Annotated in this window: 11 protein-coding genes; 6 read left to right on the top strand and 5 right to left on the bottom strand. The window is 66.4% G+C overall.

Annotation, left to right across the window (positions count from 1 at the left end; genetic code table 11):
- Positions 1-52: 52 nt before the first annotated feature.
- The 6 genes from CYU89_RS16440 to rnfB all read left to right on the top strand — a co-directional run bounded on the left by CYU89_RS16440 (position 53) and on the right by rnfB (position 9,150).
- Positions 53-2,938 carry a TonB-dependent receptor gene (locus CYU89_RS16440; RefSeq protein ID WP_296282628.1) on the top strand — a complete coding sequence of 962 codons (2,886 nt, stop codon included), beginning with the start codon at positions 53-55 and terminating at the stop codon, positions 2,936-2,938.
- Between the two features lie 79 nt (positions 2,939-3,017).
- Positions 3,018-5,000 (top strand): prolyl oligopeptidase family serine peptidase, encoded by a 1,983-nt coding sequence (locus CYU89_RS16435; RefSeq protein WP_296282627.1) that lies wholly within the window; start codon positions 3,018-3,020, stop codon positions 4,998-5,000.
- Between the two features lie 130 nt (positions 5,001-5,130).
- Complete coding sequence (locus CYU89_RS16430; RefSeq protein WP_296282626.1) at positions 5,131-5,946, top strand: sel1 repeat family protein; 816 nt, start codon at positions 5,131-5,133, stop codon at positions 5,944-5,946.
- Positions 5,947-6,049: 103 nt separating this feature from the next.
- On the top strand, positions 6,050-6,490 hold the full coding sequence (locus CYU89_RS16425) for a DUF2147 domain-containing protein (protein WP_296282625.1): 441 nt from the start codon (positions 6,050-6,052) through the stop codon (positions 6,488-6,490).
- A gap of 121 nt (positions 6,491-6,611) precedes the next feature.
- Positions 6,612-8,669, top strand: coding sequence for a methionine--tRNA ligase (gene metG / locus CYU89_RS16420; RefSeq protein ID WP_296282624.1), 2,058 nt, complete (start codon positions 6,612-6,614; stop codon positions 8,667-8,669).
- 64 nt (positions 8,670-8,733) lie between these two features.
- The gene (gene rnfB / locus CYU89_RS16415) at positions 8,734-9,150 is read left to right on the top strand and encodes an Rnf electron transport complex subunit RnfB (protein ID WP_296282743.1); all 417 of its coding nucleotides are present in this window, start codon (positions 8,734-8,736) and stop codon (positions 9,148-9,150) included.
- 43 nt (positions 9,151-9,193) lie between these two features.
- Here the strand turns inward: rnfB and CYU89_RS16410 are convergent, their stop codons facing one another.
- From CYU89_RS16410 to tsaE, 5 genes are all read right to left on the bottom strand, one after another.
- Positions 9,194-10,093 (bottom strand): TraB/GumN family protein, encoded by a 900-nt coding sequence (locus CYU89_RS16410; RefSeq protein ID WP_296282742.1) that lies wholly within the window; start codon positions 10,091-10,093, stop codon positions 9,194-9,196.
- A 54-nt stretch (positions 10,094-10,147) separates the two neighbouring features.
- On the bottom strand, positions 10,148-11,083 hold the full coding sequence (locus CYU89_RS16405) for a DUF1684 domain-containing protein (RefSeq protein WP_296282623.1): 936 nt from the start codon (positions 11,081-11,083) through the stop codon (positions 10,148-10,150).
- A gap of 1 nt (position 11,084) precedes the next feature.
- Positions 11,085-12,875 carry a DNA mismatch repair endonuclease MutL gene (gene mutL / locus CYU89_RS16400; RefSeq protein ID WP_296282622.1) on the bottom strand — a complete coding sequence of 597 codons (1,791 nt, stop codon included), beginning with the start codon at positions 12,873-12,875 and terminating at the stop codon, positions 11,085-11,087.
- 65 nt (positions 12,876-12,940) lie between these two features.
- Positions 12,941-14,470: an N-acetylmuramoyl-L-alanine amidase gene (locus CYU89_RS16395; protein WP_296282621.1), complete on the bottom strand. Its 1,530-nt coding sequence runs from the start codon at positions 14,468-14,470 to the stop codon at positions 12,941-12,943.
- Between the two features lie 75 nt (positions 14,471-14,545).
- Positions 14,546-15,028 (bottom strand): tRNA (adenosine(37)-N6)-threonylcarbamoyltransferase complex ATPase subunit type 1 TsaE, encoded by a 483-nt coding sequence (gene tsaE / locus CYU89_RS16390; protein ID WP_296282620.1) that lies wholly within the window; start codon positions 15,026-15,028, stop codon positions 14,546-14,548.
- Positions 15,029-15,064 lie beyond the last annotated feature (36 nt).

Raw genomic sequence — 15,064 nt, 5'->3', positions numbered from 1 at the left:
CGGTCCTATTGAAAGCCGCTTACACGTACGGATTTCTAGGGGATTCACCGACATGAACTACGGAAACGCGAAAGCGCTCCGGCGCAATCCGCTTGGTGCGGCTCTTGTCGCCGCGTTGCTGATCCCGGGCGCGGCACTGGCCCAGGACGCTACCACCAGCGGCTCGACTGCAGAAGCCGAAACGACCAACCTCGGGAAGGTGCAGGTCGTCGGCTCGCGCATCAAGCGCGCAGAGATCGAGGGACCGTCACCGGTCACCGTCATCACGGCCGAGCAGATCAAGCAGGAAGGCTTCAATACGGTCGCCGAAGCGATCGATACGCTGAGCCAGAACACCGGCAGCGTCCAGAACGACTTCAACGCTGCCGGCGGTTTCACGCCCAACGCCAGCCCGGTGAACCTCCGCGGCCTGGGTCCGGGACGCACGCTGCTGCTGATCAACGGTCGCCGGGCGAATGACTATCCGTTTCCCTACAACGGCCGCAGCAACTTCCAGAACCTCAACAACGTCCCCGCGGCGGCCGTCGAACGCATCGAGATCCTCTCGGGCGGCGCATCGGCCGTCTACGGTTCCGACGCCGTTGCCGGCGTCGTCAACATCGTGTTGAAGACGAACTACGAAGGCAACATCCTCAAGGTCAAGGGCCAGACCTCGACCGACGGTGGCCGTGACATCGCCGACATCCAGTGGGTGGGCGGCAAGACCGGCGACAACTGGAGCGTCACGTACGCGTTCGAGTCCTACAACGCCGAAGCCCTGTGGGGTTACCAGCGCGACTTCATGGATTCGGCCGCCGACAACCCGGCGCCCCCGGGCACCTACCCGCTTGCCGCAGGCAACGGCCGTGGCGGTTACCAGCCACCCATCGGCATCCAGATCCGTCGCCTGAGCAGCACCGGTGCCACGCAGGGCTACGTACTGCCGGCCGGTCGTGACTGCTCCGGCAGCGAGCTCTACCGTTACCACTTCTATACGAGCTCCGCGACCGGTGCGAACCTGGGCCCGGGCTGCGGCTACGACCGCTTCCCGGCGGAACAGACGGTCTCGAACGGCAGCAATGACCTGTCGGGCTACGTCTATGGCACCTTCAACTTCACCGACAACCTGGAAGGCTGGGCGAGCGCCATGGCGTTCCACTCCCGCAGCCGACTGGGCGGCGGTGTCGAGCAGTGGCAGGGTGGCCCGCAGCCGAGCGCCAACTTCTATGACCCGAACCTGGGCATGCGCATCTTCCCGATCCGCGCGATCACGCCCGAAAGCTACGGCGGTTCCGAAGGCACGTACCAGAAGTTCGAGGAAGACTCCCTCGACCTGGCCTTCGGTCTGCGCGGCACCTTCGCCGATCGCTACGACTGGGAGTTCACGCTGGGCGGCGCCCAGTATGAAATCGTCCGCGATCGTCCGCGCCTGACCGTGGCGGGCGCGACTAACTACTTCATGGGTTCGCGTCTGGGCACAACCGGCCAGGGCGCCTACACGGGTCTGGCGGGTGTTCCGAACGGCTTGCCGGTCTATCGCCTGAACCTTGATCGCTTCTATGGCCCGATCTCGCCGGCCGACTATGCGGCCATGTCGACGATGGTGCATTACGAAGCGGTGTCCCGGAATGCGTCCGCGAACTTCGTGCTGTCCGGCGACCTGTTCGAACTGCCCGCCGGCCCGCTGTCGTTCGCCAGCGTGCTCGAGGCCTCGCGCCAGAGCTACGACCTGGAAAGCGACCGCCGCATCCTGCCGAGCGTCCGTGAGATCTACAACCTGACCGGCACGGGCGGCAGCGGTGAACGCAACCGCTATGCCGCGGGCGTGGAGTTCAAGATCCCGATCTTCAGCATGCTGACGGGCAGCCTTGCAGGCCGCTACGACAAGTACGACGACATCACCGACGTGGATGACGCGCGTACTTGGGGCGCGGGCCTCGAGTTCCGTCCCTTCGACAGTCTGCTGGTCCGCGCCAACTACGCCACCAGCTTCAAGGCGCCGGACATGCACTACGTGTTCTCGGAACCGAGCGGCTCCTTCGGCGCCATCACCGACTACTACCGCTGCTCGCTCAACGGTATCGGTACGAGTGCGGCGGTGTGCGGCGCGGCGGGCGCGAATTACAACTACTCGGCGTTCACCACGTCCCAGGGCCAGCCCACGCTGGAAGAGGAGACCGGCAAATCGTGGACCGCGGGCTTCGTCTGGGACGTGACCGACCAGCTGTCGCTGGCCGCCGACTACTATGTCGTCGAGCTGGAAAACGTCGTCAACGTTCAGAGCGGTGCGACGATCCTGGAAGCGGAACTGGGCTGCAACACCGGTCGCTACCCGAACGGTTCGAACTTCCCGTACCCGCTCAGCAGCGCCTATTGCCAGGCGACCCTGGGGCGCATCACGCGTAATCCGGAAACCAACCAGATCACCGAGATCCGCAGCGGCCCGATCAACCAGTCGTTCCTCGGAACGAAGGGTGTCGACGCCACCGTGCGCTACCGCCTGGATACGGATCGCTTCGGCGACTTCAGTGCCACGCTGCAGTGGACCCATGTGCTGGAACAGACCCAGAAGCTCTCGGCCGACCAGGCCCTCCTGAGCTACCGCGATCTGAACAGCAACCTGGACAACCGCAGCCGCGTGCGCCTGACGGTCAACTGGTCGAACGACGACTGGATGGCAACGGTGTTCATGAACCGCCTGGGCAGCACGCCCATCTGGGACCCCAACGTGCCGGTGGCGTATCCGGATTTCGATACCCGCATCGCGCCGTTCATCACCTGGAACGCCAGCGTGGCGAAGGACATCACCGAGAAGCTCAACCTGCGCCTGTCGGTGGTCAACATGTTCGACAACCACCATCCGGTCGACAAGACCAACTACACCTATCCGTACTACTGGCGCGGTTTCGATGCCATCGGTCGTCAGGTGGGTCTGGAAGCGACCTACAAGTTCAACTGATGGTTTGAGCGGTGCAGCAACACCTGGACCCGGCGGCGACGCCGGGTCTTTTTCTTCCTACGCCGCACACAAGGAGATCATGATGAAGCGTCAAGGAATTCTGCTTTTCCTCGCCGGATGGCTGATCGCGACCGAGGCACTGGGCGCGCCGGCGCCGATCCGCGATTTCGTCGGCCACGCTGCCTTCAGCACCGCGAAGATATCGCCCACCGGTGAGTACCTGGCCATCACGGTGGACCGGGGCGACCAGGACGTGCTCACCACGATGCGCACCAGTGACCTGAAGATCCTCAACGTCAGCCAACTGCCCGACAAGAAGAGCGTGGGCTCGTTCGAATGGGTCAGCCCTAACCGCCTGATGTTCAACGCCATCCGCAAGATGGGCGGCTACGCGCAACCGTTCAGCACGGGCGAGTGGTTCGCCGTCAATGCCGATGGCTCGCAACCGCGGCCGCTGGTCTTCTACGGGACGCAGGACGTCACCCAGCGCGCGAAGACCGTCACGTCCGAGCGTTTCAGCCTCATCGACACCCTGCAGGACGACGACCAGTTCGTCATCATGGACGTCCGCTCGCCCCGCTCCAGCGAAGGCGCCGGCACAGAGCTGGTCAAGCTGGACGTGTTCAACGGGCGGCGCACATCGCTCGGTCGTGCACCCAAGGAGAATTGCAACATCACGCTGGACGAGAACAAGCAGGCGCGTTTCGCCGTGTGCTCGTCAAGCCGCAACGAAGATGGCGAGTTCGACGAACGTACGGAACTCTACCGTCGCGATGGCCGCGACTGGACGCTGGTGAACGCTTCCAAGTCCGGCGGCAAGCACCTCGGCGTGATCCACACCACGCGCAACGGAACCGTCTACGTCACCCAGGACGACGGCGTGGCGCCGGCGGCGCTCGGAACGCTGGACACCACCACGGGGGCGTTCAAGCCCTTGTTCCATGACCCCGTGGCGCAGATCAGCAACCGTATCTGGTCCACCGACGACACGACACTGATCGCGGTAGTGACGGAAGCGGGGGCACCGTCCGTCAAACTGATCGACGAAGCGCATCCGGATGCCGAACTCTACGCCTCGCTCGCGTCCGCGTTCGAGGGGCAGATGGTGGATTTTTCCAGCCATACCACCGACGGCAAGAAAATCATCGTCAGCGTCTACAGCGACCACAATCCGGGCGAGCTCTACCTCTACGATCGCGACTCCGGCAAGGCCCGCTTCCTGATGAAGCGCCTGCCGCAGCTGGACCCCGCGAAGATGGCGTCGGTGGTGCCTTTCAACTTCGTGGCGCGCGACGGCAAGCGCATCCATGGCTACCTGACCATTCCGAACGGCTCGAACGGAAAGAACCTGCCGCTCATCGTCAATCCGCATGGCGGCCCCATCGGTCCCCGCGACGACTGGGCCTTCAGCGGCGAGACGCAGCTGTTCGCGAGCCGGGGTTACGCCGTGCTCCAGGTGAATTACCGCGGCTCCGGTGGTTACGGCCGTGGCTTCCAGAATGCCGGGCACCAGCAATGGGGCCAGGGCATCCAGAACGACATCATCGACGCCACGCAGTGGGCGATCCAGAAGGGCCATGCCGACAAGGACCGCATCTGCATCTACGGCGGCAGCTTCGGCGGTTACTCATCGCTGATGGCGCCGATCCGGGCGCCCGGCCTGTTCAAGTGCACGTTCGGCTACGTCGGTGTCTACGATGTGGAGATGATGTTCGAGAAGGGCGACATACCGAGCACCGAGTCCGGCCAGCGCTACCTGCGCCGCACGCATGGAATCGACAAGAAAGCGTGGGTGGAGAATTCGCCCGCACGCCGCGCCGCGGAAGTGAAGATCCCGGTCTACCTGGCCGCAGGGGCGCGCGACGTGCGCACGCCGCCCGAGCAGACCGAACTCATGAACAAGGCGCTGATCGCAGCGGGCAATCCGCCGGAAGGCATGATCATCCAGTCGGGCGAGATGCATGGCTTCTACGACGTGGACAACCGGGTGAAGCTGTATACCGAGATGCTTGCCTTCTTCGACCGGCATATCGGGAAAACGGATTCTGGCGCATCGAAGTAGGGCCATCCCGCACGGATGCGGTGGAGAGCGCCAGGCTCCGCACCACGGCCATGACTTCCGAGACGTGACCGGCGACAACGTCGCCGGTCACAATCGAAGCCTACTTCCCATCACCGGTGTCGGAGTACACATGGGCAACCTCAGGACGACCACCTTGTGCCTGCTGCTGGCTGGCACTGCGGCCGCATTTTCCGCGGCACATGCCGCCAAACCTCCGCCGGACCCGACACGCGACGCGATGATGCTCAGCGCCGGCTTCCTGAGCGGGCATCCCGACCTGCGCTACCGCCTGCTGGGCCTGAAGCGGTTCAAGGCCGGCGAGTTCGACGAGGCGTTCCGTTTCTACCAGCGCGCCGCCTACTACGGCGACAAGCCTTCGCAAGGCATGGTGGGGGAGATGCTGTGGAACGGCCAGGGGACGGCGAAGGATCGCGCCCTGGCGTATGCGTGGATGGACCTGGCGTCCGAGCGCGGGTACACCGGGTTCCTCGGACTGCGGGAGCGCTACTGGGAGCAACTGACGGAGGCTGAACGCGCCCGGGCTGTCGACGAAGGCCAGGCCATCTATGCCCGGTTCGGCGACCAAGCCGCGCAGCCGCGCCTGGCCACCGTGCTCCGCCGCGAGAAACGTCGGTCCACGGGAAGCCGTACCGGTTTCACCGGGAACCTGCAGATCCACATCCCCGGCCCGGGGGGATTCATTCCGATCGATGGCAGCAAGTTCTACGACGACCGCTACTGGGACCCGAAGCAGTACCAGGCGTGGCACGACGAAATCTGGATGAAGCCGCGCATCGGGCGTGTGTCGGTGGGCAGCGTCGAGCAAGTGCCGGGATCAACCCCGCCGGCTTCGCGCATTCCCGCCACGGCGCCGCAGCAGGATGCGCAGGAGCCGGAGACGCCCGAGGCGGACGACGCCGACCTCGGCACCCGCAAAGACGGCTGAACAGCTGGCACGCCGCGCTTCCATACGCCGGCGGATGCGGTATAACAGCGGCATCCCGCCGGTCGTTGCCGGCGGGCCTGACCTACATCCCTGGGAGGGGAACATGCGCAAGACCCTGATGGCCGTGATGCTGGCCGCCCCGCTGATGGCCCTGTCGCTGGTGGCCTCGGCCGCCGACCCGGTGGTCGGCCGCTGGAAGACCATCGACAGCGAAACCGGCAAGCCGAAATCCTTCGTCGAGATCACCCAGGCCGCGAACGGCACGATCACCGGCCGGATCGTCGAGTTGATCAACCCGAGCAAGCCCAATCCGACCTGCGACAAGTGCAAGGGCGACCGCAAGAACAAGCCGATTACGGGGATGGAGATCATCCGCGGCATGAAGGCGGAAGGCGGTGGCGATTACGCGGGCGGCACCATCCTGAAGCCGGATGAAGGCAAGGAATACAAGTCGAAGATGGAGTTGATCGAAGGTGGCAAGAAGCTGGAGGTCTCCGGCTGCATCGCCTTCATCTGCAAGTCGCAGACCTGGATCCGCCAGTAAGTCTCGACGCATCCTGTTGCAAGACGGGCCCGGCATTGCCGGGCCCGTTGCGTTCTGGCCAGGCGGAAGGGGCATCCGGCCGTCCATGCGATAATCGCGCGCCCCCGAAACGAAGTACGACATGAGCCGCACCGCCCTCGTCACCAATGCCCTGCCCTACGCCAATGGCCCGCTGCACCTGGGTCATCTGGTCGGCTACATCCAGGGCGACATCTGGGTGCGGGCCCGGCGCATGCGCGGGGACACGGTGTATTTCGTCTGCGCCGACGATACCCACGGCACGCCGATCATGCTGGCGGCGGAGAAGGCGGGCGTCACCCCGGAGGCCTTCATCGCGGGCATCCAGGCAAGCCACGAGCGCGACTTCGCCGCCTTCGGCGTGGCCTTCGACCATTACGACTCGACCAACTCGTCCGGCAACCGGGCGTTGACGGAAAAGTTCTACCAGCGCCTCGATGCCGGCGGGCACATCAGCCGCCGCACGGTGGCGCAGTTCTACGATCCGGCCAAGGGCATGTTCCTGCCGGACCGCTACATCAAGGGTATCTGCCCGAACTGTGGATCCGCCGACCAGTACGGCGACAACTGCGAGGTCTGTGGCGCGACCTACGCACCGACCGATCTGAAGGAACCGACGTCCATCCTGTCCGGCAGCACGCCGGAGATCCGCGACTCGGAACATTACTTCTTCGATGTCGGCCGCTTCGATGCGTTCCTGCGCGAATGGCTGGCGGGCGACGTCGCCCTGCCGGGCGTGAAGGCGAAGCTGCGCGAGTGGCTGGATGCCGACGGTGGCCTGCGCGCGTGGGACATCTCGCGCGATGCGCCCTACTTCGGCTTCGAGATTCCCGGCGCACCCGGCAAGTACTTCTATGTCTGGCTGGATGCGCCGATTGGCTACCTGAGCAGCTTCCACGCCCTGTGTGCGCAGCGTGGCCTCGACTTCGCATCGCATCTCGACGCCGGTACCGAGGTGGAACTGCACCATTTCATCGGCAAGGACATCGTCAACTTCCACGGCCTGTTCTGGCCGGCGGTGCTGCACGGCACGGGGCACCGCGCACCGACCCGCCTGCACGTCAACGGTTACCTCACGGTGGATGGCGCGAAGATGTCGAAGTCGCGCGGCACGTTCATCATGGCGCGCACCTACCTGGACGTAGGCCTCGAGCCGGAGGCACTGCGCTATTACTACGCGGCGAAGTCGTCCGGGGGCGTGGACGATCTCGACCTGAACCTCGGTGATTTCATCGCGCGCGTCAATGCGGACCTGGTCGGCAAGTTCGTCAACCTGGCCAGCCGCTGTGCCGGCTTCATCGACAAACGCTTCGGCGGTGCGCTGGCCGAAGCGCTGCCGGACCCGGGGATGTACCAGCGTTTCGTCGATGCGCTCGCTCCCATCGCCGATGCCTACGAACGCAACGAACCCGCCACGGCGCTGCGCCTGACGATGGCGCTGGCCGATGAAGCGAACAAGTACATCGATGAAACCAAGCCGTGGGTGATCGCCAAGCAGGAGGGCGCGGACGCCGACCTGCAGTCGGTCTGCACACAGGGGCTGAACCTGTTCCGCATTCTCGCAGCGGCACTGAAGCCGGTGCTGCCGCGCACGGCCGCCGAAGCGGAAGCGTTCCTCAGCGCGCCGGTGGAGACGTGGGCCGATGTGGCCAACCCGCTGCTCGCCCACACCATCCAGACCTACTCGCCGCTTTTCACCCGTATCGACCCGAAACTGATCGACGCCATGACCGACGCCTCCAAGGACACACTCGCGCCCGCACCCGCCGTTACCGAGAAGAAGGTTCAGGCGAAAGCTGCCGTGCCGACCGAGGCGAAGGATGCGACCGGCCTCATCGGCATCGAGGATTTCGCCAGGCTAGACCTGCGCATCGGCAAGGTGCTGGAGTGCGGCTTCGTGGACGGTTCCGACAAGCTGCTGCGCTTCCTGCTGGATGCCGGCGACCTGGGCCAGCGCCAGATCTTTTCCGGCATCCGCGCCAGCTACGGCGAACCGGACACGCTGGTCGGCCGCAACGTGGTGTTCATCGCCAACCTGGCACCGCGCAAGATGCGCTTCGGCCTGAGCGAGGGCATGATCCTGTCGGCCGGCTTCGACGGTGGCGCACTGGCATTGCTGGACGCCGATGCCGGTGCCCTGCCCGGCATGCCGGTGCGGTGAGGCAAGAGCAGAGCGAAGAGACGTGAGGAACGAGCAGAAGCCGGTTCCATCCCACTCCTCGCTGATCCCCGTGGCAACCGCGGACCTGACCGAGCGCCTCGATCGCCTGCTGCCGCAGACCCAGTGCGGGCAGTGCGGCTTCGATGGCTGCCTGCCCTACGCGCAGGCGATGGCATGCGGCGAAGCGGGCGTGGACCACTGTCCCCCCGGCGGCGATGACGGCGCGCGTGCGCTCGCACGGGTGCTGGGCGTACCGCCGCTGCCGTACGACCGCGCCCGCGGCACGCACAAGCCCGCAATGGTAGCGGTGGTGGTGGAGGCCGATTGCATCGGTTGCACGAAATGCATCCAGGCCTGTCCCGTGGATGCCATCATCGGCGGCGCCAAGCAGATGCATGTAGTGATCGATCCGCTGTGCACGGGCTGCGAACTCTGCGTGCCCGCCTGCCCGGTGGACTGCATCGTGATGGAACCCGGCTGAAGCCCTCGCACGCGATGTTTCCGACCGGTCGACCCACGTCGGATCAGCGGCTGCCCGCCGTGCATGCCGAGCACACACGCTCCACCTTGTAGCCTCGCGCACGCAGCTTTTCCACGACGCCGTCCTCGCCCAGCAGATGCAGGGCGCCGACCACGACCAGCGCGTCATCGTCGCCAGGCTGGTCGAGGATCTGCCGGATCTTCGGTATCCACGCGTCATTGCGGTCCACGTTGATGCGCCGGTAAAGACGCGGATACTCCGTCCGCATGTCCGCCGCCATGCCGGTCCAGAGCATCTCCGCGTCACCGCGTCGCCATGCGTCATGCAGGCGCGCGGTCTCCTCGGAACCTTTCTCGGCCTGTTCCAGCGCCTCGGCGACGAGCTGCCGCTGCTCGGTCGCGTCCATGCCATCAAGCACGGCGATCTGTTCCTGTGCACGCTCGAGGCCGGCCGTCGGCTTGCCGGAGGCCTTGGCCTGCTCCATGAAGTGATTGTCCAAGCCCAGCTTCGGATCCAGGCCCTGCTTGGTCATCTCGACGATGCTGATGGTCAGGCCGACGAACCACGGCTCGAAACGGCCGAAGGGCGCGAGCAGCACGCCGTTCTTGCCCGACCATGCCTCCAGCCGTTTCCAGGTGTCGGCATCGAGATCCTGCTGCAGCGTCTTGCCATCGGCACGCGTCGCCGCCTGCATCATCAGCTGAGCCACTGCGGGGGACTGCATCTCTTCGGGCGACAACTCGAACATCACGCGCTCGGCATCGGCGAACGCGGCATCGACATCGCCGGACAACGGGTAGTCGCTGGGGCGCAACAGGTGGAACGAGCCGAGCAGGTAGACGGCGTTGTCCTTGTCGGACACCTTCCACATCAACGGCACCGGTGCCGTCGAAGCCGTGGGTGCGTCACTGGCGGATGCGGTCGCCCCGCCCAGCGAGGCCATCATGATCAGGGCTTTCAACGCGTGGCGCAGCTGCATGTCATCCTTCCCGGGTCGTCATAGCACTTTGATGGGTTTCGCGTAGGCCTTCTCTCCCGCTTCCACCAGCAGGTCGAGGCGGTTCTCCGCGGGCGGCAACGGACACGTCGCGTACGGCGTGAAGGCGCAGGGCGGGTTGTACGCGCGATTGAAATCCAGCACCACCTTGCCGGCCTGCGGCGCGTCGGCATCTAGGAAGCGGCCGGCGGGATAGCTGCCGTGGCCGCTGGTGCGGTCAGACAGCACGAAGAACAGCGGACCACCTGCCTGCCCCAGCGCTTCCAGCCGGTACGTCGTGCCATCGCGCTGGAATTCGACCACGCCTGGATTCGGCGACTCGTTGGCCACGCCGATGACGTCGACGATGGTCAGCGTCTTGCCTGGCGGATGCGGGATGAAACGCCCTTCGATGCGCCAGTCCTCCTGCGCAGGCCAGTAGTCCAGCCCGATGAACTGCGTGCGCGATTCGGCATCGGCGTGCTTTACGCGCAGCGCGTGGCGCCCGCCGCGCTCGATCACCGTCAGCACGCCCTTTCCTTCGTCGAAGCCGATCGTCGATGGCTGCGCATCGCGATCGCTCTGCAGTTCCACGCGACCCTTCAACGGTTCGCCATCGAACGTCAGCGCCGCACCACCTTCGGGGGTGAGGAACACGCGTCCATCCTGCTGCGTGACCATGCCCAGCTTCGCCGGGCCGACCGCCAGCTTGATGCCACTGCCCGGACCGCTGCCGATGAAGTGGGACTTCAGTTCGATCCAATGCAGCCCGACCAGACTGGTCCAGCCATCCGGCGCGGTCAGCTCGTTCTTGCGCTGTTCGCGCCACGCGGCGTTGTCGGCCAGGAAGTTGACGTCCGCCACCTTGCCCGTGGAGGCCGGCTTCTCATCGCCGCCGCACCCGGCCAGCACTCCCAGCAGCATGGCCACCCCAAGCCATCCCGTGTTCTTCCCCATGTCAGCGTCCTCGCAGGAACCAGCGGTCGATCTCGTTCAAGGAAAAGCGCGCCCACGTCGGGCGGCCGTGATTGCACTGCCCCGAGCGCTCGGTGGCCTCCATCTCGCGCAACAGGGCGTTCATTTCGGGCACGGTGAGGCGCCGGTTCGCGCGCACCGCGCCATGGCACGCCATCGTCGACAGCAATTCGTCGCGCGCAGCCGCCACGCGGCGGCTTTCGCCGTGTTCTCGCAGGTCCGCCAGCACGTCGCGCAGCAGCGCTTCGGGTTCGGCGTTCGACAACAATGCGGGAATGCTGCGCACGCTCAACGACTGCGGACCGCTGCGGGTGACGTCGAAGCCCAGCGCCGCCAGCGTCGCCGCTTCTCGCTCGGCCACGTCGGCCTCGCGCTCCGCCACGGCCAGCGCCAGGGGGACCAGCAGCGGCTGCGCACGCAGGCCGATGCCATCGTGCGCATCCTTCAACTTCTCGTAGCCGATGCGCTCGTGCGCGGCGTGCATGTCGACCACGATCAGGCCATCCGCGTTTTCCGCCAGGATGTAGATGCCGTGCAGCTGTGCGATGGCGAAGCCCAGCGGCGGAATGCCGTCCGCATCGGCAGCCGGCATCGACTGCGGCAGGGAGGGTGCCGGTGCCGCGGTTCCTGCCGGCGCAGCATACAGCGCGGCATACGCCGCGGGTGCCTCGGCCACGTTGAGGCCCAGCGGCGACTGCTGCGTGGGCATCCAGGCGGACGGCACCGACGGGTAGGTTCTGGTGGCGAACGACGGCGCCGCGGCGTCGTTCGGCAATGCACCAGCGCGCGTTTCGGCCAGGGCGTCGTGCAGCGTGCGGTATACGAAATCGTGGATCAAGCGCGTGTCGCGGAAGCGCACTTCGTGCTTGGCGGGGTGCACGTTGACGTCGACGCGGGTGGGATCCAGTTCCAGGAACAGCACGTACGCCGGCTGGCGGCCATGGAACAGCACGTCCTGGTACGCCATCTTCACCGCATGCGCGATGTTGCGATCGCGCACGGAACGACCGTTGACATAGACGTACTGCTGGTCCGCACTGGCGCGCGAGTAGCTGGGCTGTGCGATCCAACCCTGCAGGCGCAGGCCGGCGGCGGCGTGGTCCACGCGCAGCGCATTGCGTGCGAATTCGTCGCCCAGCGTTTCGCTCAGGCGGGACAAGGATTCCAGCTCATCGGCCTTGTAGCGCCGCGAGGGACGGCCGTTGTGGGAGACGCGCAGCTCGATGTCGGGACGCGCCAGCGCCAGCGAACGCAGCCACTCTTCGATATGACCCATCTCGGTGCGCTCGGCGCGCAGGAACTTGCGCCGCGCCGGCACGTTGTAGAACAGTTCGCGCACTTCCACCGTGGTGCCCACGGCATGCGGCTTGGGTGCCACCTCGCCGACCTTGCCGCCCTCCACCTGCAGCGATGCACCGTGCGGATCCTGCGCGCGCCGCGAGGTCAACGCAAACCGGCTGACCGAAGCGATCGAAGGCAAGGCTTCGCCGCGGAAGCCGAGCGTGGCGACGGCTTCCAGGTCATCGAGCGAGGCGATCTTGCTGGTGGCGTGGCGCGATACCGCCAGCGGCAGTTCCTCGGGTGCGATGCCGCCGCCATCGTCGCGGATGCGGATCAGCCGCACGCCGCCCTCTTCCAGGTCGATGTCGACGCGGCGCGCGCCGGCATCCAGTGCGTTCTCGACGAGTTCCTTGACGACGGACGCCGGGCGCTCGACGACTTCGCCTGCAGCGATCTGGTTGATGAGGGTGTCGGGAAGCTGGCGGATCGGCACGTGCTGGCGGCGCAGGCGCGCCGTCTCGGGGGATCAGCCGTGATGATAGCCGAGCGGGTGCGCGATCAGGGCGCGCCGGCGGCACCGCCCGCCGCGACAGTACGTGCGTCGGCCTCGGCCTGCGCGCGTGCGGCGAACAGCGTGCCCGGCGGCGGCTGGCGGGTGAAGTACGACTGGATGCCTTCCAGCACCGCGCCTGCAACCTTGCGCTGGTGCGCCGGGTCGAACAGCCGCTTCTCTTCGTCGGCGTTGGAGATGAAGCCCGTTTCCACCAGCATCGCCGGCATGTCGGAGTTGCGGAGGACTTCGAAGTTGGCGAATTCGATCTGCGGCTTGTGGGTCTTGCCGAGACCCTTCAGCGAGGTCAGCACGTGGCCCGCGGCGTCCTGCGAGGCCTTCATGTGGCCGCTCTGGGCCAGGTCCAGCAGCACGTTGGACAAGGTGTCCTTGGTCAGGCGCACGCCGCCGACCAGATCGGAGGCATTTTCCTTGTCCGCCAGCCAGCGCGCGTGCTGCGACGAAGCACCCCGCAACGACAGCACGTACACCGACGAACCCCAGGCGCTGCGGTTCTCCGCCGCGTCGGCGTGGATCGACACGAACATGTCGGCCTTCGCCGCCCGCGCCTTGCGCGCGCGCTGGGGACGCTCGACATAGACATCGGTGTCGCGGACCAGATAGGCCTTCATGCCCGGCGTGGCGTTGATCTGGCGCGCCAGTTCCCTGGAGATCGCCAGCACCGCGTGTTTTTCGTAGCGACCGCTGGGACCGATGGCGCCCGGGTCCTGGCCGCCGTGGCCCGGATCGATGGCGATGACCAGCGGGCGCGTTCCGGAGGGCACGATGGCCGGCACCTTCGGCGCTTCTGCCGGAGGCGTCGTCGCGCCCGGCATCGGGGTGGGCTGGCCCGTGGCGATGGTATAGGTGTGTCGTTCGCCGGTGGGAGTCGGCGCCGGCACCGTGGCGGCGGTGGACTGGCCGTTGAGGATGGCCTGCGGCGAGGGCGAGGGCGGACTGACGGGCGTCGGCCCTGTCGTTGCCGGCACCGACCCCGCCTGCACCACCTTGGCGGTCAGCAGCGCGGTCGCCCGGGCCGCATCGGCCTGCGGCGAGGGCGCAGGAGCCGGGGTCGCCGGCGACGGTGTCGCGTTTGCGGTTGTCGCAGCAGCGCTGGCTGTCGCCGGCACCGCGACGCCGTCACCTGGCCATTCGATGACCAGGCGGGAATTGGCGCCTGCCTGTTCCATGCGCGGCGCGAGCGCGGTGACGGGCGATGCAAGGTCGAAGACGACACGCAGGGTATTCGCGTCCGGCTGTCCTGTGCGCACGGCGCGCACGATGCCCGCCGGTACCGGCAGCCGCAGGCCAGCCTTCGCTTTCGATGCCGGGAGATCCACGACCAGGCGGTCGGGCCCCTTGAGAGTGAGGGTCTTGTACTGTCCGGCGCCCACCAGTTCGATCTCTGCGCGGGTGCCGGTGCTGCCCTGGGCCAGGGTGACGCCGGTGACCTCTCCTGCGAGGAGCACGCACGGCGCGACGGCCAGCAGGGCCGCAAGGGCAAGGCGCAGCAAGGTGGTGGGCATCCCCGGGCTCATGCCGCGGATTCAAGCACCATCGGCTCACGAATGCAAGGCGTTTTCCCTTAATAATCCGCAACCTGGCGGATGTTCCTAACCGGACTGGAGAGATGCCGCCTGCAACTGGGCCTCTGCCGTCATTCGCGCGATCCAGTGTTCGCCCGCCGCGGATGCCCCGGTAAGCCGGGCCGAGCGACCCGCACCGGCGACCTCCAGTGCCACGTGCAGGTCGGCGGGCGGCAAAGCCGCAGCGCCGCGCTCGGGCCATTCGACCAGCCAAAGCACCGCAGCCCCTTCATCCAGCCCCAGGAATTCGAGTTCGCCCGCATTGCCAATGCGGTAGAGGTCCAGATGCCAGGCCTCTCCCCCCTCGACGGGGTAACGCTCCACCAGCGTGTAGGTCGGGCTGCGGATTGCGCCCACCACACCCAGCGTACGCAGCAGCGCGCGTGCCAGCGTGGACTTGCCGGCGCCAAGGTCACCCTGCAGGTGGACGACAGCGGCCGCAGGACGCGTGCGGGCGAGTGATCGGCCCAGGGCCTCGGTGGCCTCGTCGTCGGGAAGGAACACGTGCATGCCGCGATTCTAAGCGCTGGCGCGACGGGTGCCACG

The organism is Pseudoxanthomonas sp. (assembly GCF_002863005.1).
Lineage (GTDB): Bacteria > Pseudomonadota > Gammaproteobacteria > Xanthomonadales > Xanthomonadaceae > Pseudoxanthomonas_A.
This window is presented reverse-complemented; position numbering and strand designations above follow the sequence as displayed.